Here is a 21,972-nt window from a genome sequence, read left to right as displayed (position 1 = left end):
TTCTCCGCGTTCTTTGCGTTATGTTTGGACAGTCCGCTAAGTGACGGTCAGTTGTTGTTTTGTTCCACTGATTCCAGCAGCTTGAGATAACTGTCATAGCGTTGGTCGTTGACGGCGCCCCGGGTGACGGCCTCGCGTACGGCGCAGCCGGGTTCCTGGCGATGCAGGCAGTCGCGGAATTTGCACTTTTCGCGATAGTCGTCGAACTCCCGAAAGCCGAGCGCCACTTCATCGGCCCGGATCTGCCACAGGCCGAATTCGCGAATGCCGGGTGAGTCGATGATCGTGCCGTCGTGATCGGGCAGATGGTAGAGCATCGCGGTGGTGGTGGTGTGGGTACCCTTGTTAGTGGCGTCGGAAACATCCCCGACCCGGGCATCAACGCCCGGCAGCAGGCCATTGATCAGTGAGGACTTGCCGACCCCGGACTGCCCGACCACGATACTGCTGCGCTCGCGCAATACCGGCCGAAGCTGGTCGAGACCGTGTGCCAGCTCGGCGCTGACGGGGATCACCTGATAACCGATCTGCGCATAGATTCCCAGACGCTGCATCAATGCCTCACGCGTTGTCTCGTCCAGCAGATCGGTTTTGTTCAGTACAATGACCGGGACCATCCGGCTCAGTTCGGCGGCCACCAGATAGCGATCGATCAATGCCTCCTTGAAGGCGGGGCGGGGAGCAATGACGATCAGCAATTGATCGATATTGGCGGCGATGATTCGGGGGTTGCCCCGGCTGTCGGGGCGGGAGAGGGCCGAGTGGCGTGGTAAACGCCGGGTTACGACCGTGTCGCGTTCACCGAACTCCAGCGTTACCCGGTCGCCGGTGACCAGCGGGCCGGCGTTTTTACGACAGTGACATTCGTGCTGCTGGCCGTCGTCGGTTTCGACACGCAGGCGCGCACCATAATTGGCGATGACCGTGCCGCTGCGTTCCGGCGTGCTTTTGTCCGCGGCGGGGCGATCGCGTTCGGAACCCGTCGCCCCTGTCATAGCCGGTTAATGACGCTGTGCTCAGTCAAACAGGGCGTCGACCCGGGCGGCGCAGATAAAATCATTTTCAGACAGTCCCCGGACCGAGTGGGTGGTGAAGGTGATCTGACAACGATTATAACTGACCGCGAGATCCGGGTGATGGTCCTGTTGATTGGCGATCCAGGCCACGGCGTTGACGAATTCGATGGTCTGGTAAAAGTTCTTGAACTTGAATTCCCGCGTCAGGGTCTGTTCGGCCTCATTCAATGCCCAGTCGCTGATCTCCTTGTGCAGGTCTGTGGTCTGTTGCTTGTCCAGTGGCGGGCTGCCCTTGGGCAGTGACTGGCATGCTTTGTCGGCGAGTCCCATAACTTTTACTCCTCGAACTTGTAGAAGTTCTGGTTGAGATAGGTGACCACGTCCTCGATTTGATTCTCCGGCCAGGAGACGCCCAGGCTGGTCTTGCAGCGGCGGACCTGTTTGTGCAGGGCGGCCAGCGATTCGATACGCCGATTCTCGCGGGTATAGATGCCGGTGCCGTCGTGACCGTATATGCCGCCTTTCATTGCTGCGTGACATTGTATGCAGCTCTCCTGATGCAGTTCCCGGCCCTGCCCGGGATCACCGGCCCAGGCCGTGGCGGCTAACAGGAAAAGAAACAAACCGGCTGTGCAGTTGTGTCGCAACATCGGGTTTAACCTCGTGCGCTGTGCAGAAATGGACTTAACTCATTTTACTCGACAAATGGGCAATGCGCACGGGGGCCGGCGGGTGCGAATCGTGAAAGGCGGAATAAACCGGGTCAGGTGTAAGGGTACTGGCATTTTCCTTGTACAACTTGACCAGTGCCTCAATCAATGTCCCGGCATCACTCTGCTCGGCGGCAAAATCGTCGGCCTCGAATTCGTGTTTACGGCTGAAGGCGGCCATCAACGGTTGCAAATAGAGGCTGAAGACCGGCATCACCAGCATGAACAGCAGCAGGGCGATATAGGTCGACGGCTCTGACACCCCCAGCCCGTAATAGAACGGCGGATAATCCAGCAGCCAGGCCAACAACGCCAGTCCGACCAGGCTCATAACGGCGACCACGCCGATCCGTTTTTGAATATGCCGGCGCTTGAAGTGCCCCAGTTCGTGGGCCAGGACCGCCTCCACTTCATCGGGCGTCAGCGATTTGAGCAGGGTGTCAAAAAAGACGATGCGCTTGTTGTCGCCCAGCCCGGTAAAATAGGCATTGCCGTGACTGGAGCGGCGCGAACCGTCCATGACAAAGATGCCGTTGCTGCGAAAACCACAACGTGCTAGCAGGTTTTCGATGCGCTCGCGCAGCGCACCGTCATCCAGCGGCGAAAACTTGTTGAACAGCGGGGCGATAAATGCGGGATAAGCCCACATCATCAGCAGGCTGAAGCCCATCCAGATGGCCCACACATACAGCCACCACCACGGCGAGGCATCCTGCATCAACCAGAGAATCAACCACAGCAGCGGCCCGCCGATGAGTACGGCAAGCAGCATGTTTTTGGCAAAATCGGCGATAAACAGTTTGCCGGTCATGCGGTTGAAGCCGAAGCGTTCCTCCAGACGAAAGGTACGATAGAGACTGAGGGGAATATCCAGAATCGTACTGATCAGCATGAAGCTGAAAATCACCGCCAGGCCGGTGAGGATCGGCGACAGCGACATGGCGCGCCACAACTGATCCAGCAGGTTCAGCCCGCCGCCCAGGGTCCAGATCAACAGCAGGGCGGTGCCCAGCAGCAATTCGATTTTACCAAAGCGCAGTTTGGCCAGCGTGTAATCGGCGGCTTTTTGATGGGCCTCCAGGGAGATATGATCGCGGAACGCGGCGGGCACCGCATCACGGTGTTGACGGACAAAGCGGAACTGCCGCTGTCCCAGCCACAGCTGCAGGGCGACCGACAGCACCACCGCCAGCAGAAAGATCATTGTCACCGTATTCATCATGGAATTCCCCGTTCAGAGCGCAGCATCGCAGGTTAGCCTCTGATAGAATGGATGGCAAGTCACGCGCGATGGAAGCTGTTTATGGCACAAGATAACAATAACCTGATCTGGATCGACCTGGAGATGACCGGGCTGGATACCTTCAATGACATGATCATCGAGATCGCCACCGTGGTCACCGACAATCAGCTTAACATTCTGGCCGAAGGGCCGATGCTGGCGATTCACCAGAGTGATCCGATCCTGGCCAGGATGGACGAATGGAACACCCGCCAGCACGGCCAGTCGGGCCTGGTGGAGCGGGTACGCAACAGCACGGTCAACGAGGCCGAGGCCGAAGCCCGCACCCTAGAGTTTCTGCGCGAGTACGTGCCCGCCGGCACCTCGCCCATGTGCGGCAACAGCATCTGTCAGGATCGCCGTTTTCTGGCCCGCTGCATGCCGGAACTGGAACGCTATTTTCACTACCGCAATCTCGACGTCAGCACCTTGAAAGAGCTGGCCAACCGCTGGGCCCCGTCGATCACCGCCGGATTCAGCAAAGCCTCCAGCCACCTGGCGCTGGATGATATTCGCGACTCCATCAACGAGCTGCGCTATTACCGCGAGCATCTGTTCAAACCTTTCTCGACCGATGCCTGAGGGCCGACTGCTATGCTTATTTATAAGTGGCGTCAGCGGGGCGGAAGTTTAAACGCCCAGTCTCTATAGGGAGTAAAACCGCGCGAAGTGTGAATTTGGTCACAATATTGGTGTATTATTGGCCTGGGGCAGCAAAGTAGGACAAACAGACCTCACTGGCGGTTTTTTGTGTAATATGCTGTACAGAATGGCACAAGCGGGACGTTGACGAGATAATTACCCAAGTGATGGATCGACTTCTGGATGTAATGCGTGGCGCCACGGGATGCGCCGCCACCGGCGAACTGGGGATCATGACGATCCACCAACCGCGTGCGCTTATCGATCTGTTTGCTGGCAACCCGGCGGAGGTCATGGCGTGAGTGGTATCGCCGTCTATGCCGCCAATCAGCCCAGGTTGCACGAGGATCTGGTTGAACAGCATGCACCGCTGGTCAAGCGTATTGCCTGTCACCTGATTAACCGGCTGCCCGCCAGCGTGCAGCTGGAAGATCTGATCCAGGCCGGCATGATCGGTCTGCTCGAAGCCTCCCGCAATTACGACGAAACCCAGGGCGCCAGTTTCGAAACCTACGCCGGCATCCGCATTCGCGGCTCGATGCTGGATGAAATCCGTAAAAACGACTGGGCACCGCGCTCGGTGCATCGCAAGGCGCGCATGGTGGCTGAGGCGGTGCGCGAGATCGAAAACGATCGCGGCCGCGATGCGCGCGATGTGGAGATCGCCGAGTCGCTGGAGATGTCGCTGGAGGACTATTACAAGATCCTGCAGGACAACAGTTATCACAAAGTGATGAGCTTCGAGGACATGGGCACGGGTGAAGACTCGATGCTCGACAACATGTCCGACCATGCTCCCGGCATTGTCGACGGCCTGCAGAACGAGGATGTGCAGCGGGTTGTCTCCGAGGCGATCGCCAGTCTGCCGGAGCGCGAGCGGCTGGTCATGGCGTTGTATTATGATGAAGAGCTTAACCTGCGTGAGATCGGCGCGATCATGGGGGTGAGTGAATCGCGAGTGAGTCAGATCCACAGTCAGGCGGTGATTCGGTTGCAGGCACGGATGGAGAGTCGGTTCAAGGATACCTGATATAGCTTGATTGTTCTGGTTTAGATAGTTTTTTGCAGGCCCCACCCGGGGCCTGTTGTGTTTCGGGCTGGTTGAATTTGCTTTGTTAGTAATTATTAATCTCCATAGATACGGAATGGAACTTGAGCCCGGTTGTCTGGATGCGATTTCGTGTGTAGTGAAGTATCACAGTGTGTTTGATCAATTGTAGTTATAGACTGGTTATTGAGTCGCCAATCGCTCGTTTATTAATCATCTGTCATTTCGTAGCACCTTGCTCAGGACCGAACCGGATCAAGCGCGGCCCTGGCGCGAAACGGTCGCGATGAGCGATGGCCATGTAGTGGTGACGCTGGATGAACACAACGTGGCCAGCTTTCTGGAGCTGTATGACGGGCAATCCCTGGCGGAGGATGAAATCCTGCTGCGCTATCGGGTGTGCCACGGCCGGGTGAAGGCGGATTAATCCATTCTGATGTTATACAGAGCCCGTTTTATTGCCGTTAAACTGTGAACCCGTTCACAGTTTGTCGGCCCGTCGGATGAGTTATGTGGTTTTTCTTATAAAGGATTTTAGATGTATACCGATATTCTTATACATAACGAAGCGTCGATAACCGAACGGTTGTCGATTAATTGATTAATTAAATCGCAGAAAGGATTCTATGTTCATCACTGTCAAACAGCTTGGGGCGCTGTCTTGAAGCCGGCCATAGTGGGATTACGAGGCCGCCTGTTGCTACTGGTCTTGCTGGCGGTGATCCCGGCATTTGTGCTGATCGGTTACACGGCCTATCAGCAACGCCAGCAGGTAGCGGCGGATGTGGAAGAACGGGCACTGAGCATTGTACGGGGTGCAGCCCGTGAGCAGCGTCAGCTGATCAGCATGACCCGCCAGTTGCTAATGAGTATGGCGCAACTGCCGGCGGTCCGTCCGGATAACCGGCGTGTGAACGTGTGCAGTGATATTCTAAGCATGCTGCGCAAACCCAATCCCTATTACACTAATTTCGGCGTGGCCACGCCCGACGGTGAGATGTTCTGCAGTGCATTGCCGATGCATAAGCGGGTCAATATTACCGATCGCGGCTACTTCCAACGCGCGCTGCGCAGCCGGGATCTGGGCATTGGGGAGTATCAGGTGGGCCGGATCACCGGCGTGCCGGCAATCAATTTCGGTTATCCAGTCACCAATGATAATAATGAAATTGTCTCGGTGGTGTTCGCCGCGCTGAATCTCTCCTGGCTGGAGGAGATGATAGGCAGTGTGGAGCTGCCCAATGGCGCCAGCCTGATGGTGATCGATAATCTCGGAACACTCCTGGCCCGTTATCCGGAAACCGCCTGGTCGGGTGAATCCCTGCGCGGTGAGAAGATCTTTGCTGCCATCAAGGAGCAGGACAATGAGACGGTACTGACGCTGCAGGACCCGCAGGGCAAATCGGTGCTTCATGCCGTCGCCCCGCTGCACTACAGTACCTCGGGTCGTATCTATATCAGCATCGGCATTCCTTCCGGTGTGGCATTTGCCGATGTCAATGAGTATCTCTATCGCAGTGCCAAGTTGCTGCTACTGGTGGTAATGCTGGTGTTCGCGGCGGCCTGGTTCGGCGGTGATGCTCTGGTATTACGGCGTATCCGCGCTTTGAGAAGCGCGGCGGAGAAACTGGCGGCCGGCGACATGTCCGCGCGCAGCGGTCTGCCGCGTGGCGCCGAGGAGCTGGGCCAGCTGGCGGCGACCTTTGACGATATGGCCGCTACGCTGCAACGGACGAATCGGGCGTTGCGTACACTCAGCGCGGGTAACCATGCCGTCGTGCGCGCAACCGACGAGTCGGGCCTGCTACGCGCCATGTGCGACAACATCGTAACTTCCGGCGGCTATCAGTCTGCCTGGGTGGGCTATCGTGATGGGCAAAACCCCCGGCAGGTGCGGCTCAAGACGTTGGCACCGCAGGACGACGATGTCCCGACGGAACAGGATCCCCTGGCCCTGGTCGGCTCGGCGGAACAGGCCGACAGCCCCCTACACAGCGTGATCGATCAGGGCGAACTGTTTGTCAGTCGGGATCTGATTAACGATCCCCTCATGACGCCATGGTGCGTCATGGCCAAACGTCACGGAATTAATGCACTCTTACTGTTTCCACTACAGGTTAATCACCGAATCATCGGCATTCTCGGGATCGGCTCATCCGATTCCAATGCGTTCGATGCGAATGAAATATCGCTGCTGGAAGAGGCGGCCGAGGATCTGGCTTACGGTATTCGTGCCCTGCGTATGTCGGCGGAGCACGAAAAGGCCCACGCCACTATCGCCCACATGGCTTACTATGATGCCCTGACCGATTTACCCAATCACACCCTGTTCGATGAGCACTTACACAAGCGTATTACCAAGGTGCAGCCCACTATTTTACTGTTTATTGATCTGGATCGTTTTCGCGAGATCAATGAAGCGCTGGGTTTTCATCGCGGCGATACTCTGTTACGCGATGTCGGTGCGCGCATCAGTCAGTGCCTGCCTGACGAAATGGTCCTGGCGCGCATGCGTGGTAATGAATTTGCGCTGTTGGTGCCGGGCGAGAAGGCGGGGGTAGTGGAGAAAACGATTCAGGATATTCTTGCTTCACTGGAGACGCCCTTTAATGTTGACGACCTGACCCTGGATGTCAGCGTGACCATTGGCGTGGTCCGTTTTCCCGAACATGGCAATGACATTCCCGTGTTGATCCGCCGGGCGGAAACGGCGGTGCGTCAGGCACGCAATGCCAGTGAAAGTGTTGCTGAGTACAAACCCGAAGACGAGGAGCTTGGCCAGCGTCGTCTGTCTCTGGCTACTCAGTTGCGTTATGCGATTGAAAATGATGAGCTGGTGTTGCATTACCATCCCAAGGTCGACCTGCACAGTGAAAAACTGTTGGGCGTCGAGGCACTGGTGCGCTGGGAACATCCTCGCGAAGGCATGATCCCGCCGGATCATTTTATTCCCCTGGCCGAGGAGACAGGCCTGATCAAGCCGTTGACCGATTGGGTACTCAGAACCGCCATGTGTCAGTCTACCAGCTGGCGCCGGAATAATCTTCGCCTGCCTATCTCTGCCAATCTCTCCGCCCGCAATCTGTATGATCGCCATCTGGTGGAGAAAATCGAGCATATGCTGTATGTCTGCGATACCGATGTCAGCCTGATCAATCTGGAGTTGACCGAAAGTGCCCTGATGACGAACCCGGACAAGTCAATGGAGACCCTCAGAAAGCTGCACAAGCGAGGCTTCTCGTTGTATATCGACGACTTTGGCACCGGCTACTCGTCACTGAGTTATCTGCAGAAGATGGCTGTTTCCGTGCTGAAAATCGACAAGAGTTTTGTTCAGGCGATGCTCTCTGCTCCCGAGTCACTGACCATTGTCAGCTCCACCATCACCATGGCCCATGATCTGGGACTGAAAGTAATTGCCGAAGGGGTCGAGACCAAAGCCGAGTGGGTACGCCTGCAAGAGCTGGGCTGCGATGCGGGGCAGGGTTACTACATCACCCGGCCGTTACCGGTGGACGAACTTGAGGCCTGGCTTGTCCAGTCGCCCTACAGGACCGATTCCCTCAACGAGTGATCGATTTATCGGCTGCACCTTGATTCATGCTCCAGGCCTTGCTAAACATAAAACCTGATAACAATAATATCGCTAAACGATCTGTTCGAAAGGTTTCATCCTGCTTTCAATCGGCGAGGCGCAAGGGTGTATTTGACGTGGGTGTTACCAGTGGACCATATACCTCGGCGGGTTTCGCAGAGACGAAAACATCCGGCTGAAATTTTTCAGTCCTTGCTGCATTCAGAATCACTTCTTCATAGAGCCAGTAGATCAATCCACTTTCCTCTACCCGGTAACGCCATTGATAATGAGCCTGTATCCAGGGTTCATACAGGCTGCCGAGAACATTCCAGCTTCTATCGTCGGTATAAGCCAGATGCTGATCATCAATATGGAAGCGATCGATTCGCAGAGAGTGATCCGGCAGCGTCCGGTATTGCAGTCGGTTACCCAGTCGATCATCGCCGTGACAATCAATAATGATATTATCAGAACCGACTCTCTGTGCCGGCAGCCGTTCGAGGGGGTAGCGATCCGGCAATGCTGCACGTCGCTGGACATCGACTTCAGTGCATTCGCCCTTATCCCATTGTCGAAAAATAATCTGCAACAGCAGTTGGTCCATGGGATGTCCCGCTCACAGGGTTATGCTGTCATTATCGCAACTTGCCGGATAACATGTCACCTATCGGATAAGGGTTATTTCCCGCTATTCAATATCTTCGACGGTATAGCGTGAGACTTTCAGTGTGTCGGACCAGTAGTCGGCCGGCAGGCCGGCCTTGAGTTTCAGATGTTGCAGAAACTGTTCGGGGTGGGGCAGGCTCTCCCAGACGGAGGGCAGAAAGGTTCCCCGGTGCTCCCCATCCTCGAGGATCAGGCCATCAACCTGTGGACGAAGCTGTTTCAGCAGATCGGCTTGATCCTTAAATTGCATGGCTTTGGCCGGATTGAGCAGGGAAATATGATATTCAAGATAGGGGAATTCGGCGGCGGTTAATGGCGCAAAGCGGGGATCGCGAAAGGCGGCGGCAAAGGCGTTTTCAGCCACATCGATCACCAGGGGGCGATGCGCTTGCAGACTGCCGATGCAGCCGCGTAACTGCCGATTTAACATCAGCGTGACAAAACTGGCGCCCGGGTGTTGTAACGACTCGTCATAGTCGCAGGGGTCGATGGTTAAAGGTCGGCTATGTTGCAGGCCGTGTTGAATGGACTGGCGGGCAATGGCCAGTAACTGTCGGCGCTGGTTGTCGTCCATCACTGGATAAGATACGCCCCGTAACCAACGACCTGATCCCGGGGGCCGGCGGTATCACCGGAGTTACGCAAATCCACCATGGTGGCATGCAGACCGTGTTCCCGGGCGAACTGCAACAGACCGTTGACCGGATTACGACCGCAGGCATCACCATAGCCGATGGCATCGGGCTGCAAGGACTCGATGGCCTTTGATGTTGCACTGTCGAGTCGTTGTGCGGTGGCATAATCATGGTAATGGCTGAGATCGGAGCTGATGACGATCAGGGTCTGATCATCCCAGAACTGTTCAATGACCTCATCCACTTCATGGGGATCGGCATCACCCACGACCAACGGTACCAGGACAAATTCATCCAGTACTATTTGTAAAAACGGCAACTGTACTTCCAGACTATGTTCCATTGCGTGGGCCTGATCCGCACATGTCACTTGTGGTAAAGTTTCCAGCCGTTCGATTGCCGCACGATCCAGCGGAATCTGGCCGAACGGTGTGAGAAAATGGCTTGCGCTGCTGGTGGCCAGCCCACGCACTGCCACGCGGTGTGATGGACCGAGTAACAGCACCCGTTTGAAACGTGCGTGGGCGGGCTGAATCCGGGCGTAAGCGCTGGCAGCGACCGGACCGGAATAGACGTACCCGGCATGCGGGGCGATGATGGCGCGCGGTACCGGTTGTTCGGTGTCGAGTTTGGTCCTGGCCTGCTGCAGATACTCTTCGAGCATCGAGCGCAGCCGGGCGGGTTCGGCGGGATAAAACATCCCGGCCACGGCGGGTTGGCGAATGTGCTGGCTCATAATCTCACCATAGGGTCACGGTGACTGGGTTTCAAGATAACCCTGAGCTAAAAGCGGTAAATAATCAAGGCAGGAAATATATGTTTTCAAGAGGTAGTGCGCCATACAACTACATCCTGGTCGGGTTACTGATGGTGTTGGGAACAACCCCGCTGATGGCGGCAGAGGAGGGCGAGCAGTCCGGGGCAGAGCAGAGCCCTCCCGCTGAAGAGGCCACCCCGGCTCCGAGCAAGTGGGACGGTGCGGCTGAGCTGGGCTTTATTATGAACCGGGGTAATACCGAGACCGAGACGCTGAATGCCCAGTTCCGGGTGGAAAATACCCGCGCCAAATGGTTGCACCGGGCGGAGTTCAAGGTGCTGCAAGCCTCCGAGCAGGAGACCACCACCGCGGAGAGCTATGAACTGTCGGGGCGTTCCGAGTATTCACTGGACGACAACGATTACCTGTTCGGCAGCCTGCGCTACGAGGATGATCGGTTTGCCGGCTATGATCGGCGCACCACCGAGGTCGTCGGTTACGGGCACCAGTATCTCAAAAGGGAAGATATGACGCTCAAGGGTGAGTTCGGTGTGGGTAGCAGACAGAGCAAAAATACCGACGGCAGCAGTGACAGCGAAGGCATCGCCCGCGTCGGACTCGACTATAAATGGCAGATTACCGATACCAGCTCCTTCGGTGAAACCGTTTATGTGGAACACGGTGAGAATAATACCTATACCGAATCGGTCACCGCTGTGACCGCGAAAATCAATAACAGCCTGGCCATGAAGGTGAGCTATACCATCAAGGATAACAGCGATCCGCAGCCCGGTTTCGAGAATACCGATACCCGTACCGCCGTGACCCTGGTGTATGATTTTTAAAACCAGAACCTTTTTCCATTCAAGCATGCAGCAAGCGAGATACGTATGACGCAGCGAGTTCAAATAGGCATCGTAACCGTCTCAGACCGCGCCAGTCGGGGCGAGTACGAGGATCAGGGCGGGCCGGCGATCAAGGATTGGCTGGACAAGGCGTTGATCAATGAGTGGGAGGCGGTAACGCGGCTGGTGCCCGATGAGCAGGATCAGGTCGAGGCGGCACTGAAAGAGCTGACGGACGAACAGCAATGTTGTCTGATCGTCACCACCGGGGGTACCGGCCCCGCGCGGCGCGATATTACCCCCGAAGCCACCGAAGCGGTATGCGACAAGGTGCTCGACGGTTTTGGTGAACAGATGCGCGCGGTCTCCCTGCAATATGTTCCCACCGCGATTTTGTCACGACAGATGGCCGGGATCCGGGGGGGCAGCCTGTTGATCAACCTGCCGGGCAAGCCCTCGGCGATAGCCGATTGCCTGGATGCGGTGTTTCCGGCGGTGCCGTATTGTATCGATCTGATCGAGGGGCCGTATCTGGAAACCCGCGATGAGATGGTCAAGGCCTTTCGTCCCAAACATGCGCAAAAGCCGGCCGGCTGATCGCGATGGACAAAACCGATATCTATCGCGCATTGGCCCCGGCAGCCGATATGCGCGAATTGATCCTGCAAAGTGAGTCTCTGCTCGATGCAAGCGGGATCTATTTCGGCCACGGTACCGACAATGCGCTGGACGAGGCGGCTTATCTGGTTTCCTACAGCCTGGGATTAGCGCCGGATTTCACCGATCAGGATCTGCAACGTCAGGTCACTGATGAACAAAAACAGCAATTGGCCGATTTGTTGTGGCAGCGAATCAGCACTCGCAAGCCCGCCGCCTATCTGACGCATGAGGCGTGGTTCGCGGGCTTGAAGTTTTATGTGGACGAGCGGGTGTTGATCCCGCGCTCGCCCTTCGCTGAACTTATCGCGGATCAGTTCGAACCCTGGGTGGATGCGGCGCAGGTGCAGCGAGTCCTGGATCTGGGCACCGGTGGAGGGTGTATTGCCATTGCCATGGCCGAGGCCCTGCCGCAGGCCCGGATCGATGCCAGTGATGTCTCTGCCGAGGCACTGGCGGTGGCCCGGATCAATGTGGATCAATACGACCTGGCGGATCGGGTTGAACTGATCGAATCGGATCTGTTTGCCGGGCTGGGCGGGCGGCGTTACGATTTGATTGTCAGCAACCCACCCTATGTGGATGCCGATGATATGGCCGCGCTGCCCGAGGAGTACCGGCACGAGCCGGCCATGGGTCTGGCTGCCGGAATGCAGGGACTCGATTTTGTCCTGCCCATGTTGCGCGCGGCCCCGCAACACCTGAACCCGGGCGGGGTATTGATCGTGGAAGTGGGGAACAGTGCCGACACCCTGGCCGACCTGTTGCCCGACGTGCCATTCACCTGGCTCGAATTCGAATTCGGCGGCCATGGCGTCTTCCTGCTCACCGCCGAACAACTGAGCGCGGCATTGCCTGCAATTCAGAAATTATGAATAAAAAATTTCACCGCAGAGACGCAGAGAACGCAAAGTAATTCATAAAAATCTCTGCGTCTCTGCGGTAAAAATTCAAAATTACAGTGGTAGGTCGGACATAGCAACGCGGTGTCCGGCAATCGGCGGTGTTGCCCGATACCGCGGAGTTTATGCCCGCAGGATGCTTTATCGGGCCTACGACTCCCTGAATTCTTCGTTGCTTGACCAGCGGGGTCGAATGACGATGAACGCGGAAAAGCCTTCACCACGAAGACGTGAAGCCACGAAGGTTTGATGAATTTGTCACTTCGCGTTCTTCGTGCCTTCGTGGTGAGCTCTTTATCCCTGATTTGAGCGACGTCCGCGAATCATGAAATACGCCGGATTTGATCCAGATCATAGTCCGCAGGCGCCAAAAATGCCGATAATGTCGGCAATTTCCCGGGGGAATGGCCATGTATGAGCTGGAATTCGACAAGGAGCTGATTCGCCGTTACGACAGGGCGGGGCCGCGCTATACCTCCTATCCGACCGCGGTCCAGTTTCACGAGCAGTTCCGGGCGGACGACTATTGTCATATGGCGGATCTGAGTAACCAGCAGGGTCAGCCCCTGTCACTCTATTTTCATCTGCCGTTTTGCAATACGGTCTGCTTCTATTGCGCCTGCAGCAAGATTATTACCGCCAATCGTCGTCGCGCCGCGCCTTATCTGCAACGGTTGCACCGGGAGATAGAGCTGCAGAGTGAATTGTTCGATGCCGGGCGCCCGGTCGAGCAGCTACACTGGGGTGGCGGGACACCGACCTTCATCAGTCATGATGAAATGCGCGAGCTGATGGCCAAGACCCGGGAACATTTCCAACTGCTGGATGATGATACGGGCGAGTATTCCATCGAGATCGATCCGCGCGAAGCCGATCGTGAAACCATCGCTCTGTTGCGCGAACTGGGTTTCAACCGCATCAGCCTGGGTGTACAGGATTTTGAGCCGGCGGTACAAAAAGCGGTCAACCGCATCCAGTCCGAGGCACAGATCGCCGAAGTGATGGCGGCCGTACGGGAGTACGGGTTCCGTTCCACCAGTTTTGATCTGATCTACGGGCTGCCGTTGCAAACGGTCGAGAGTTTTGCGCGCACGCTGGACAAGGTTGTGGCGCTGCAACCGGAACGCTTATCGATCTTCAACTACGCCCATCTGCCCGAGCTGTTCAAGCCGCAACGCCAGATCAATGCGGATGATCTACCCGGCCCTGACGAAAAGCTGGCGATTCTCAAGTATTCCATCGAGAAATTAACAGAGGCAGGTTACGTCTATATCGGCATGGATCACTTTGCCAGGCCCGATGATGAGCTGGCCATCGCCCAGCGCAACGGGACTCTGCATCGCAATTTTCAGGGGTATTCGACCCATGCTGACTGTGATCTGGTTGCCATGGGCATGACAGCAATTGGCAAGGTGGCCGACAGTTACAGCCAGAACGTCAAGACGATGGACGAGTATTATGCGCGTATCGATCAGGATCAGTTACCGGTGTTTCGCGGGCTGGAACTGGACGATGATGATTTACTGCGCCGGGAGGTTATCAATCAGCTGATCTGCCATTTCCGGCTCTCTTTTCCGGCGCTGGAGCTGGCTTTCGGGATTTGTGTGCCGGAGTACTTTGCCACCGAACTGGCGGAGCTGAAGGCCATGCAGGAGGACGGTTTGTTGCAACTCGACGAACGGGGTATCACTGTACTGGGGGCCGGCAAGCTGCTGATCCGCAACATCTGCATGGTGTTCGACAAGTACCTGCGCCAGCAGCAGACCCGGCGCTATTCCAAGGTTATCTAATACATCTTCGTAGCCATTTCAGGGCGGCAGTCCCATCTGTCACACGACGCCGAGTTCCATTACAATGGGTGTTCCTGAACCCCATTGGAATGCGCGAAAAATGTCCGGTAACAGTTTCGGCAAGTTGTTCACCCTCACCAGCTTCGGCGAGAGCCACGGCCCGGCCATCGGCTGTGTCGTCGACGGTTGTCCGCCGGGTCTGGCCCTGAGCGAGGCTGACCTGCAGCAGGATCTGGATCGCCGTAAACCGGGCAAGACGCGGCATACCACCCAGCGCCGCGAGTCGGACGAGGTGCAGATTCTCTCCGGGGTGTTCGAAGGGCAGACGACCGGCACGCCGATTGGACTCATTATTCATAATACCGATCAGCGCTCGAAGGATTACTCGAATATCATGCGCCAGTTTCGTCCGGGGCATGCCGATTACACCTATCAGCAGAAATACGGCGTGCGCGACTATCGCGGCGGGGGACGCTCCTCGGCCCGCGAGACTGCCATGCGCGTGGCAGCCGGGGCGATCGCCAAAAAATATCTGCACGAAAAACTGGGGATTCGGATCCGCGGCTACATGAGTCAGCTCGGGCCGATCAAGGCCGAGACCTTTGACTGGGCGGCCGTGGAGGAGAACCCGTTTTTCTTTCCCGATGCCGCCAGGGTCGGGGAGCTGGAAGATTACATGGACGCACTGCGCAAATCCGGGGACTCCATTGGTGCGCGCATCAATGTGGTGGCCGACGGCGTCCCGCCGGGACTGGGTGAGCCGATTTTCGACCGCCTGGATGCGGACCTGGCGCATGCCCTGATGAGTATTAACGCGGTCAAAGGCGTGGAGATCGGCGCCGGTTTTGCGGCGGTGGAGCAAAAGGGCACCGAGCACCGCGATGAAATGACGCCGGACGGTTTTTTGAGCAATCATGCCGGCGGGGTGCTCGGCGGTATCTCCAGCGGCCAGCCCATTGTGGCCAGCCTCGCGCTCAAGCCCACCTCCAGCCTGCGCCTGCCGGGCAAGGGCATCGACACCGAGGGCAATCCCATCGAGGTGATTACCAAAGGACGCCATGATCCCTGCGTCGGTATTCGTGCCACCCCCATCGCTGAAGCGATGATGGCGATTGTGTTGATGGACCATCTGTTGCGCCATCGCGCCCAGAACGCGGATGTGCACTCCACCACGCCGGTGATCCCGCCCGCCGTCCGCTAACGGTGACCGGGATCGTGGTGCAATCCGGATTCTGTCTGCCAGCTTTGAGTTATAAAGCGCAGGAACCACCGAACACACCGAACGCCCCGAAATCACTGAAGTTGTTTCATCGCAGATATCTTTTTCGGTGTATTCGGCGTGTTCGGTGTGTTCAGTGGGTGATCTCCAGCTCATGCCTGTGGAAGCTGTTGGCCGGTTTGATGTGTCCCCTTGAACAATGGGCCGAGGTTTGAACGTGTCGTCCAAAGCGCCGTACTGGCGGTTATCCGCGTTTTACCTGTTTTATTTCGCCAGTCTCGGTGCGCTGGTGCCGTACTGGGGGCTGTACCTCAAGTCGCTGGGCTATGAGGCAGCCGCCATCGGGACGATCATGGGAGTGGTTATGGCGACCAAGATTGTCTCGCCCAATATCTGGGGCTGGATTGCCGATCATACCGGCAAGCGCATGGCGATTGTACAACTCGGCAGTCTGCTGGCGTTACTCACGTTCACCGGTGTCTATTTGTCATCGGATTTCTGGTGGCTGGTCCTGGTGATGGCGGTGTTCAGTTTCTTCTGGAATGCGGCACTGCCCCAGTTCGAGGCGACGACCTTCAATCATCTGGTCGGTCAGGTCCATCGTTACAGTTCCATTCGTCTGTGGGGGTCGGTCGGGTTCATTCTTTCGGTATGGGCAATCGGTTCCACCCTCGAGGGCGAAGCGATTCGCTGGTTGCCTCATGTTCTGCTGTTCCTGTTCGCCGCGATCTGGCTCAGCAGTATCGTGGTCCCCGAAGAGGCGGCCGGCCATATGCCGCTGGATCATCCGCCGTTGCGCCAGGTGCTCGCCAAACCGGCGGTCGCGGGCCTGTTGATCGCCTGTTTTCTGATGCAGGCCAGTCATGGGCCTTACTACACCTTCTATTCCATTTATATGGAAGAGGCCGGCTACTCGCTGGATAAAATTGGTTTGCTCTGGGCACTCGGGGTACTGGCGGAGGTGGCGGTGTTTCTGGTGATGCACCGGCTGGTCCCACGCTTTGGCCTGCGCGGGCTGTTAATGCTCAGCCTGCTGCTGGCGACCTTGCGCTGGGTGCTGATCGGACTGTTTCCGCATTGGGTTTTGATTATGGTGTTTGCCCAGCTGCTGCATGCCGCCAGTTTCGGCATCTATCACGCCGCGGCGATCCAGATGATTCACCTGTTTTTCAGCGGTCGCCATCAGGGCAAGGGGCAGGCATTGTATAGCAGCCTCAGTTTCGGTGCCGGTGGTGCGGTGGGCAGCTTCTATAGCGGTTATTTATACGATTTGAGCGGGCCGTTGGTAATGTACAGTCTGGCCGCGGCGCTGAGTCTCATCGGTATGCTGGTGGTTTACGTGTTTGTTTATCCTCCCACTGATGAATCCGTTGCGGTAAAATAAATGTCCCGCGCCGGCAGCCGATAAATCAACTCCGCAGTTTTATAAACCCTGACAGGTAAAAGGTGTTATTCCCCCGATGTTAACCCAGGCAAGAATCCATGATGGACCGATTTATGATGTACTGATTATTGGTGGCGGTATATCCGGCGCTGCGCTTTTATATACGCTGGCGCGTTATACCGATCTCGGTGAGATCTGTTTGCTGGAAAAACACGACAGTATTGCCGATCTCAACTCCCATGGCCGTAACAACAGTCAGACCCTGCATTGCGGTGACATCGAGACCAACTACAGCCTGGAGAAAGCGGTCAACGTGCAGGCAACCGCGCGCATGGTGGTCAACTATTGTCAGCGGGTGCCCGAACAGGAGAGCCTGATCTTCAAGTATCCTAAAATGGTACTGGGAGTCGGGGCCAAAGAGTGTGCCGAATTACGGGAACGTTATGCCCGGTTTCATGATCACTTTCCGGGGATGCGGCTGCTCGAAAAGAACGAGATTGCCGAAATCGAACCGCGCGTGACACAACAGCGTGGCAATGAGGAACTCGTGGCCCTGGCGGTGCTGGATGAATACAGCGCCGTCGATTTCCATGCCCTGTCCAACAGCTTTATTCATCAGGCCCGCCAGGAGCGCAACAAGCAGGTTGACGTACATCTTTCCACTTATGTAAAGGATATTCGTCGCCATGATGGCTATTACGAAGTCATCAGTAGCCGGGGCACCTACCGAACAAAATTTGTGGTGGTCTCCGCCGGCGCACACAGTCTGTTATATGCCCAGCGTCTGGGTTACGGCCTGAACTACTCTTGCCTGCCGGTAGCGGGGAGTTTCTATTACACACCGAGGGTACTTAACGGCAAGGTCTATACGGTACAGAATGAGAAGCTGCCGTTTGCCGCGATTCACGGTGATCCCGATGTTCTGGTTCCGGAGAAAACCCGCTTCGGTCCGACCGCACTGGTGCTGCCACTGCTGGAACGTCATAACCTGCGTACGGTCGGTGAGTTTCTGCGCGTCTTTCGCCCGGACTGGGGCGTTATGAAAGTATTATGGGATCTGTTCAAGGTTTCGGACATTCGCAACTATATGTTCAAGAACTTTCTGTTTGAGATTCCTTTTGTTCGCCGGCTATTGTTTTTACGCGATGCGCGCAAGATTGTCCCTGATCTGACACTCAAGGAACTGAAATTTGCCAAAGGTATCGGTGGGATACGACCTGTCATGATCGATAAACTCAACCGAAAGTTACATCTCGGCGAGGCGAAGATTAATCCGGGTAACGGTATCATTTTCAATATGACGCCTTCGCCCGGCGCCACCAGCTGCCTGGGCAATGCCGAAAAGGATATGCGAATTATCGCCGATTATCTGGGTTGCAAGATCGATGAGACACGCTTTAGCGCTGAACTTTTAGCCCAGGAATCGTCGCCTAAAGGCTGTTTCTCTTCTGAATAATTCTTCCTGATTTATCCGAATTTGCTATACCGGAAAGTTTAACCGGAGGTTAAGTATGCGCTCGAATGCCATTATGACATCGACAATGGATATGACATCACAGCTTGAGGAAGCACAGCAAAGACTTTGCGAGCATCCTCTTTATCAGGTTCTGGATGATCCCCGGGCTTTAACCCTGTTTATGCAATATCATGTTTTGCTGTCTGGGATTTTATGTCGTTATTGAAAGCTCTGCAAAAAGGATTGACCTGTCTGGAAGTGCCATGGCAGCCGGTTAGCGGACCAAAAGAGGTGACACGGTTTGTTAACGAGATTGTTCTCGGGGAGGAGAGCGATCTCGATCAAAACGGAGAAGCGTGTGATCATTATGGGGAAGCGCACTCGCACCTGGCCCGGCGGTGCCTGGACAGCCTGTGCCAAGACGATCCGGCGTTACTCGATGAGGCCTATGAAACTGCGTTTATGAGTCTCGAGTTGCGCAGCCGGCTGTGGGATGCCGTGCTCGAGCAGTACCGTCAATCCTGAATCAATTTCAGCCTGGCGTTGACCTGTTTCACGCCGGGCGTCTTGCGGCACAGACTGATGATTCTTTGTCGGGTGGCTTCATCGCTGACCTCGCCATCCAGTGTCACCATACCCTCTGTCGTGTTGATTGCAACACGCCCCGCATTGATGTCGGGATCCTGAATGAGTTGCCGTCGAATGGCGGCACCGATACTGGCATCGGACGGTGTTGTGCCCTTGCTGTCAAAGCCGTATTCACTGCTGCCGCTGTGTCCTCCGGTGGCGGCGAGCGTACCACACGCCGTGATCTGAATTGCCAGCAGCAGGGCGATCAGCAGGGCAGGGAGTCGGAACATGGCATTGCGCTCGATGTTGGCTGGTTTGGCGAGTTTAACCCGGATCGGCGTTTTGTTGCAGACATTCCAGCATGGACCTGGCGGCATTGCTCAGGGTGCGTCCGGCGTGCCAGACCACGCCCAGTTGCCGTTCCAGCTTGAGTTGCGGCAACTGCAGCGTCTGCAACTCGTTATCGAGCAGGGTTTGCGGGAGTACGCTCCAGCCCAGACCGATGCTGACCATCATCTTGATGGTCTCCAGATTATTGGTGGCGAGTTTGACCTGGAGGACGCTATCGGGACAGGCATCCGCAAAGGCCTGCTCCACCAGTTCACGGGTGTAGGTGCCGCGCATCGGCAGGATGACCGGATAATCCAGTAATGTGTCGGGATCGGTGGATGCGGTGTGGGCCAGTGGATGGCCCAGACCGATCACGATAGTCAGCGGATCACGCCAGATCGGCTGAAATTTGAGTTCCGCGGGGGGCGCCAGCGGCAAAGTGACCACACCCAGCTCGCAATCGCCGTGCAACACGCCATGACAAACCTGCTCCGATTCCATGAACTGCAGATCCAGTTCGACAGCAGGATACGCCGCCGTATAGTGACGCAGCACCGCTGGCAAGCGATGCAGGCCGATGTGATGGCTGGTGCCCACGCTCAGTTGACCGGCGATCTGGCCGGAGAGGTTGCGGATGGCGCGGCGGCTGTCCTCCAGATCCAGCAGCAGCTGGCGGGCCCGGGGCAGCAGTGCCCGGCCTGCCTCGGTCAGCTGCACCTGATGGCCGATGCGGTCAAACAGCGGACTGCCCAGCTCCGCCTCCAGCGCCGCGATGCGTTTGCTGATGGCCGGCTGGGTGAGAAACAGCTGGCCGGCGGCGCGTGAGAAGGAGCGCTGCTCCGCAACGGCGATGAAGGCTTGCAAATTGGCAAAATCCATGAATAAAAGTTATAGATAATATGAAAATAATGAATTTGGGTAATAGTAGTTTGCAGGTTAAACTTTGTCCAATCCGGACACAGGAACAGGAACGATGAGCGCCAGAACCTTATACGACAAATTGTGGGATCGGCATGTGGTACGCGATAATGGTGACGGCACCGCGCTGCTGTATATCGATCGGCACCTGATCCACGAGGTGACCTCGCCCCAGGCCTTCGAAGGCCTGCGCCTGGCGGACCGCCAGCCCTGGCGGGTCGGCGCCAATCTGGCCACGCCCGATCACAACGTGCCGACCACCGATCGCCGTGGGGGCATCGCCGATCCGGTCTCGCGCCTGCAGGTGGAGACCCTGGATCAGAACTGCCAGACCTATCACATCACCGAATTCGCCATGGCCGATTTACGCCAGGGCATCGTGCATGTGATTGGCCCGGAGCAGGGCGCGACCCTGCCGGGGATGACCGTGGTCTGCGGCGACAGCCATACCTCCACCCACGGCGCCTTCGGCGCGCTGGCCTTTGGCATCGGCACCTCCGAGGTGGAGCACGTGCTGGCCACCCAGACCCTGGTGCAGCAAAAGTCCCGATCCATGCTGATCAGCGTCGACGGCAAGACCCCGGCCGGAGTGACCGCCAAGGATATCGTGCTGGCGGTGATCGGCCGGATCGGGACCGCCGGCGGGACCGGTTACGCCATCGAATTCGGCGGCGAGGCGATTCGGGATCTCTCCCTGGAAGGGCGCATGACCCTGTGCAACATGGCCATCGAGGCCGGTGCCCGGGCCGGCATGGTGGCGGTGGATGACAAGACTATCGACTACGTCAAAGACCGGCCCTTCGCGCCCAAAGCTGAACTGTGGGAACAGGCGGTGGCCGACTGGCAGGATCTGCACAGCGATGCCGATGCGAAGTTTGACAAGGTGGTGCATCTGGATGCGACAACCCTGCAACCGCAGGTCACCTGGGGCACCTCGCCGGAGATGGTGGTCGGCGTCAACGGTGTGGTACCGAAACCGGAAGATTTTGCCGAACCGGTCAAGCAGGAGGGCGCGAAGGCCGCGCTGAAATACATGGGTCTGGACGGCGGAGGCATGCCCATCAGCGAGATAAAGCTCGACAAGATCTTCATCGGCTCCTGCACCAATTCGCGTATTGAAGATCTGCGCGCCGCCGCCGCCGTGGTCGACGGCCACAAGGTGGCGGACAATATCACGCTGGCGATGGTGGTCCCGGGCTCCGGGCTGGTCAAACAGCAGGCCGAGGTCGAGGGGCTGGATAACATCTTCATCAAAGCCGGCTTTGAATGGCGCGAGCCGGGCTGTTCCATGTGCCTGGCGATGAATGCGGATCGGCTGGAGCCGGGCGAGCGCTGTGCCTCGACCTCGAACCGCAACTTCGAAGGCCGCCAGGGCCAGGGCGGACGCACTCACCTGGTCAGCCCCGCCATGGCCGCCGCCGCCGCCATCGCCGGCCACTTTGTCGATATTCGAGAGCTTTCATTATGATCGCAGAGGACGCAGAGGCGCAGAGTCGCAGAGGAAAACAATATTATTATTCTCCGCGTCTCTGCGCCTCCGCGAACTCCGCGTTAATTATCGGGATCTG

General features: G+C 56.9%; 23 protein-coding genes. 14 read left to right on the top strand and 9 right to left on the bottom strand.

Annotation, left to right across the window (positions count from 1 at the left end; all coding sequences use genetic code 11):
• Nucleotides 1–47 precede the first annotated feature (47 nt).
• From rsgA to U5J94_RS13020, 4 genes are read right to left on the bottom strand one after another with little or no spacing between them, the layout of a single operon-like run.
• Nucleotides 48–995 carry a small ribosomal subunit biogenesis GTPase RsgA gene (gene rsgA, locus U5J94_RS13035; protein WP_322566056.1) on the bottom strand — a complete coding sequence of 316 codons (948 nt, stop codon included), beginning with the start codon at nt 993–995 and terminating at the stop codon, nt 48–50.
• A 21-nt stretch (nt 996–1,016) separates the two neighbouring features.
• On the bottom strand, nt 1,017–1,346 hold the full coding sequence (locus U5J94_RS13030; RefSeq protein ID WP_322566055.1) for a 4a-hydroxytetrahydrobiopterin dehydratase: 330 nt from the start codon (nt 1,344–1,346) through the stop codon (nt 1,017–1,019).
• Nucleotides 1,347–1,351: 5 nt separating this feature from the next.
• Nucleotides 1,352–1,666: a cytochrome c gene (locus tag U5J94_RS13025; protein WP_322566054.1), complete on the bottom strand. Its 315-nt coding sequence runs from the start codon at nt 1,664–1,666 to the stop codon at nt 1,352–1,354.
• A gap of 34 nt (nt 1,667–1,700) precedes the next feature.
• Nucleotides 1,701–2,945, bottom strand: coding sequence for a M48 family metallopeptidase (locus U5J94_RS13020; RefSeq protein WP_322566053.1), 1,245 nt, complete (start codon nt 2,943–2,945; stop codon nt 1,701–1,703).
• 84 nt (nt 2,946–3,029) lie between these two features.
• On the opposite strand from U5J94_RS13020, the gene orn reads away from it, so the two are divergent.
• The 5 genes from orn (at nt 3,030) to U5J94_RS12995 (ending at nt 8,272) form a co-directional block, all read left to right on the top strand.
• The gene (gene orn, locus U5J94_RS13015) at nt 3,030–3,590 is read left to right on the top strand and encodes an oligoribonuclease (protein WP_322566052.1); all 561 of its coding nucleotides are present in this window, start codon (nt 3,030–3,032) and stop codon (nt 3,588–3,590) included.
• Between the two features lie 224 nt (nt 3,591–3,814).
• The gene (locus tag U5J94_RS13010) at nt 3,815–3,952 is read left to right on the top strand and encodes a hypothetical protein (RefSeq protein ID WP_322566051.1); all 138 of its coding nucleotides are present in this window, start codon (nt 3,815–3,817) and stop codon (nt 3,950–3,952) included.
• Nucleotides 3,949–4,680: an RNA polymerase sigma factor FliA gene (locus U5J94_RS13005; protein WP_322566050.1), complete on the top strand. Its 732-nt coding sequence runs from the start codon at nt 3,949–3,951 to the stop codon at nt 4,678–4,680. The genes U5J94_RS13010 and U5J94_RS13005 overlap by 4 nt, the downstream gene beginning before the upstream one ends.
• A gap of 304 nt (nt 4,681–4,984) precedes the next feature.
• Entirely contained in the window at nt 4,985–5,125 is a 141-nt protein-coding gene (locus tag U5J94_RS13000; protein ID WP_322566049.1) for a hypothetical protein, read from the top strand.
• A 234-nt stretch (nt 5,126–5,359) separates the two neighbouring features.
• Nucleotides 5,360–8,272: an EAL domain-containing protein gene (locus U5J94_RS12995; protein WP_322566048.1), complete on the top strand. Its 2,913-nt coding sequence runs from the start codon at nt 5,360–5,362 to the stop codon at nt 8,270–8,272.
• A 106-nt stretch (nt 8,273–8,378) separates the two neighbouring features.
• Here the strand turns inward: U5J94_RS12995 and U5J94_RS12990 are convergent, their stop codons facing one another.
• The 3 genes from U5J94_RS12990 to amrB form a co-directional block, all read right to left on the bottom strand.
• Nucleotides 8,379–8,879, bottom strand: a complete 501-nt coding sequence (locus U5J94_RS12990; protein ID WP_322566047.1) for a hypothetical protein — start codon at nt 8,877–8,879, stop codon at nt 8,379–8,381.
• 84 nt (nt 8,880–8,963) lie between these two features.
• Complete coding sequence (gene amrA, locus U5J94_RS12985) at nt 8,964–9,515, bottom strand: AmmeMemoRadiSam system protein A (protein WP_322566500.1); 552 nt, start codon at nt 9,513–9,515, stop codon at nt 8,964–8,966.
• On the bottom strand, nt 9,515–10,312 hold the full coding sequence (amrB, locus tag U5J94_RS12980; protein ID WP_322566046.1) for an AmmeMemoRadiSam system protein B: 798 nt from the start codon (nt 10,310–10,312) through the stop codon (nt 9,515–9,517). The genes amrA and amrB overlap by 1 nt, the downstream gene beginning before the upstream one ends.
• Before the next feature lie 80 nt (nt 10,313–10,392).
• On the opposite strand from amrB, the gene U5J94_RS12975 reads away from it, so the two are divergent.
• From U5J94_RS12975 to U5J94_RS12940, 8 genes are all read left to right on the top strand, one after another.
• Nucleotides 10,393–11,178, top strand: coding sequence for a DUF481 domain-containing protein (locus U5J94_RS12975; RefSeq protein ID WP_322566045.1), 786 nt, complete (start codon nt 10,393–10,395; stop codon nt 11,176–11,178).
• 45 nt (nt 11,179–11,223) lie between these two features.
• Nucleotides 11,224–11,775, top strand: coding sequence for a molybdopterin adenylyltransferase (gene mog / locus U5J94_RS12970; protein ID WP_322566044.1), 552 nt, complete (start codon nt 11,224–11,226; stop codon nt 11,773–11,775).
• Nucleotides 11,776–11,780: 5 nt separating this feature from the next.
• The gene (prmB, locus tag U5J94_RS12965) at nt 11,781–12,710 is read left to right on the top strand and encodes a 50S ribosomal protein L3 N(5)-glutamine methyltransferase (protein WP_322566043.1); all 930 of its coding nucleotides are present in this window, start codon (nt 11,781–11,783) and stop codon (nt 12,708–12,710) included.
• 437 nt (nt 12,711–13,147) lie between these two features.
• On the top strand, nt 13,148–14,527 hold the full coding sequence (gene hemN / locus U5J94_RS12960) for an oxygen-independent coproporphyrinogen III oxidase (protein ID WP_322566042.1): 1,380 nt from the start codon (nt 13,148–13,150) through the stop codon (nt 14,525–14,527).
• Nucleotides 14,528–14,627: 100 nt separating this feature from the next.
• Nucleotides 14,628–15,728, top strand: a complete 1,101-nt coding sequence (aroC, locus tag U5J94_RS12955) for a chorismate synthase (protein ID WP_322566041.1) — start codon at nt 14,628–14,630, stop codon at nt 15,726–15,728.
• 235 nt (nt 15,729–15,963) lie between these two features.
• On the top strand, nt 15,964–17,130 hold the full coding sequence (locus U5J94_RS12950; RefSeq protein WP_322566040.1) for an MFS transporter: 1,167 nt from the start codon (nt 15,964–15,966) through the stop codon (nt 17,128–17,130).
• Between the two features lie 76 nt (nt 17,131–17,206).
• The gene (locus tag U5J94_RS12945; RefSeq protein ID WP_322566039.1) at nt 17,207–18,586 is read left to right on the top strand and encodes an FAD-dependent oxidoreductase; all 1,380 of its coding nucleotides are present in this window, start codon (nt 17,207–17,209) and stop codon (nt 18,584–18,586) included.
• A gap of 213 nt (nt 18,587–18,799) precedes the next feature.
• On the top strand, nt 18,800–19,111 hold the full coding sequence (locus U5J94_RS12940) for a DUF3050 domain-containing protein (protein ID WP_416224180.1): 312 nt from the start codon (nt 18,800–18,802) through the stop codon (nt 19,109–19,111).
• On the opposite strand, the gene U5J94_RS12935 is transcribed toward U5J94_RS12940, so the two are convergent.
• Entirely contained in the window at nt 19,102–19,446 is a 345-nt protein-coding gene (locus U5J94_RS12935) for a BON domain-containing protein (RefSeq protein WP_322566038.1), read from the bottom strand. The two genes, U5J94_RS12940 and U5J94_RS12935, sit on opposite strands and share 10 nt — an antisense overlap.
• A 34-nt stretch (nt 19,447–19,480) precedes the next feature.
• Entirely contained in the window at nt 19,481–20,365 is an 885-nt protein-coding gene (locus U5J94_RS12930) for a LysR family transcriptional regulator (protein ID WP_322566037.1), read from the bottom strand.
• 94 nt (nt 20,366–20,459) lie between these two features.
• Between U5J94_RS12930 and leuC the strand changes: the two genes are divergently transcribed.
• A complete protein-coding gene (leuC, locus tag U5J94_RS12925; protein ID WP_322566036.1) occupies nt 20,460–21,872 on the top strand; it encodes a 3-isopropylmalate dehydratase large subunit in 1,413 nt (470 codons plus the stop codon).
• Nucleotides 21,873–21,972: the final 100 nt, after the last annotated feature.

It is taken from the genome of Thiohalophilus sp. (genome assembly GCF_034522235.1).
Classification (GTDB): domain Bacteria; phylum Pseudomonadota; class Gammaproteobacteria; order UBA6429; family Thiohalophilaceae; genus Thiohalophilus.
Note: the sequence above shows the minus strand (reverse complement) of the source record. Positions and strands in the feature narration are given on the sequence as shown.

Bases quoted from the DNA above. Each gene is read 5' to 3' on its own strand.
- U5J94_RS12945 (WP_322566039.1), top strand. From the start codon at position 17,207: ATGTTAACCCAGGCAAGAATCCATGATGGACCGATTTATGATGTACTG.
- U5J94_RS13020 (WP_322566053.1), bottom strand. From the start codon at position 2,945: ATGAATACGGTGACAATGATCTTTCTGCTGGCGGTGGTGCTGTCGGTC.
- amrB (WP_322566046.1), bottom strand. From the start codon at position 10,312: ATGAGCCAGCACATTCGCCAACCCGCCGTGGCCGGGATGTTTTATCCC.
- U5J94_RS13025 (WP_322566054.1), bottom strand. From the start codon at position 1,666: ATGTTGCGACACAACTGCACAGCCGGTTTGTTTCTTTTCCTGTTAGCC.
- U5J94_RS13000 (WP_322566049.1), top strand. From the start codon at position 4,985: ATGAGCGATGGCCATGTAGTGGTGACGCTGGATGAACACAACGTGGCC.
- prmB (WP_322566043.1), top strand. From the start codon at position 11,781: ATGGACAAAACCGATATCTATCGCGCATTGGCCCCGGCAGCCGATATG.
- U5J94_RS12990 (WP_322566047.1), bottom strand. From the start codon at position 8,879: ATGGACCAACTGCTGTTGCAGATTATTTTTCGACAATGGGATAAGGGC.
- U5J94_RS12935 (WP_322566038.1), bottom strand. From the start codon at position 19,446: ATGTTCCGACTCCCTGCCCTGCTGATCGCCCTGCTGCTGGCAATTCAG.
- leuC (WP_322566036.1), top strand. From the start codon at position 20,460: ATGAGCGCCAGAACCTTATACGACAAATTGTGGGATCGGCATGTGGTA.
- mog (WP_322566044.1), top strand. From the start codon at position 11,224: ATGACGCAGCGAGTTCAAATAGGCATCGTAACCGTCTCAGACCGCGCC.
- U5J94_RS12975 (WP_322566045.1), top strand. From the start codon at position 10,393: ATGTTTTCAAGAGGTAGTGCGCCATACAACTACATCCTGGTCGGGTTA.
- U5J94_RS12940 (WP_416224180.1), top strand. From the start codon at position 18,800: ATGTCGTTATTGAAAGCTCTGCAAAAAGGATTGACCTGTCTGGAAGTG.
- rsgA (WP_322566056.1), bottom strand. From the start codon at position 995: ATGACAGGGGCGACGGGTTCCGAACGCGATCGCCCCGCCGCGGACAAA.
- amrA (WP_322566500.1), bottom strand. From the start codon at position 9,515: ATGGACGACAACCAGCGCCGACAGTTACTGGCCATTGCCCGCCAGTCC.
- orn (WP_322566052.1), top strand. From the start codon at position 3,030: ATGGCACAAGATAACAATAACCTGATCTGGATCGACCTGGAGATGACC.
- aroC (WP_322566041.1), top strand. From the start codon at position 14,628: ATGTCCGGTAACAGTTTCGGCAAGTTGTTCACCCTCACCAGCTTCGGC.
- hemN (WP_322566042.1), top strand. From the start codon at position 13,148: ATGTATGAGCTGGAATTCGACAAGGAGCTGATTCGCCGTTACGACAGG.
- U5J94_RS13030 (WP_322566055.1), bottom strand. From the start codon at position 1,346: ATGGGACTCGCCGACAAAGCATGCCAGTCACTGCCCAAGGGCAGCCCG.
- U5J94_RS12930 (WP_322566037.1), bottom strand. From the start codon at position 20,365: ATGGATTTTGCCAATTTGCAAGCCTTCATCGCCGTTGCGGAGCAGCGC.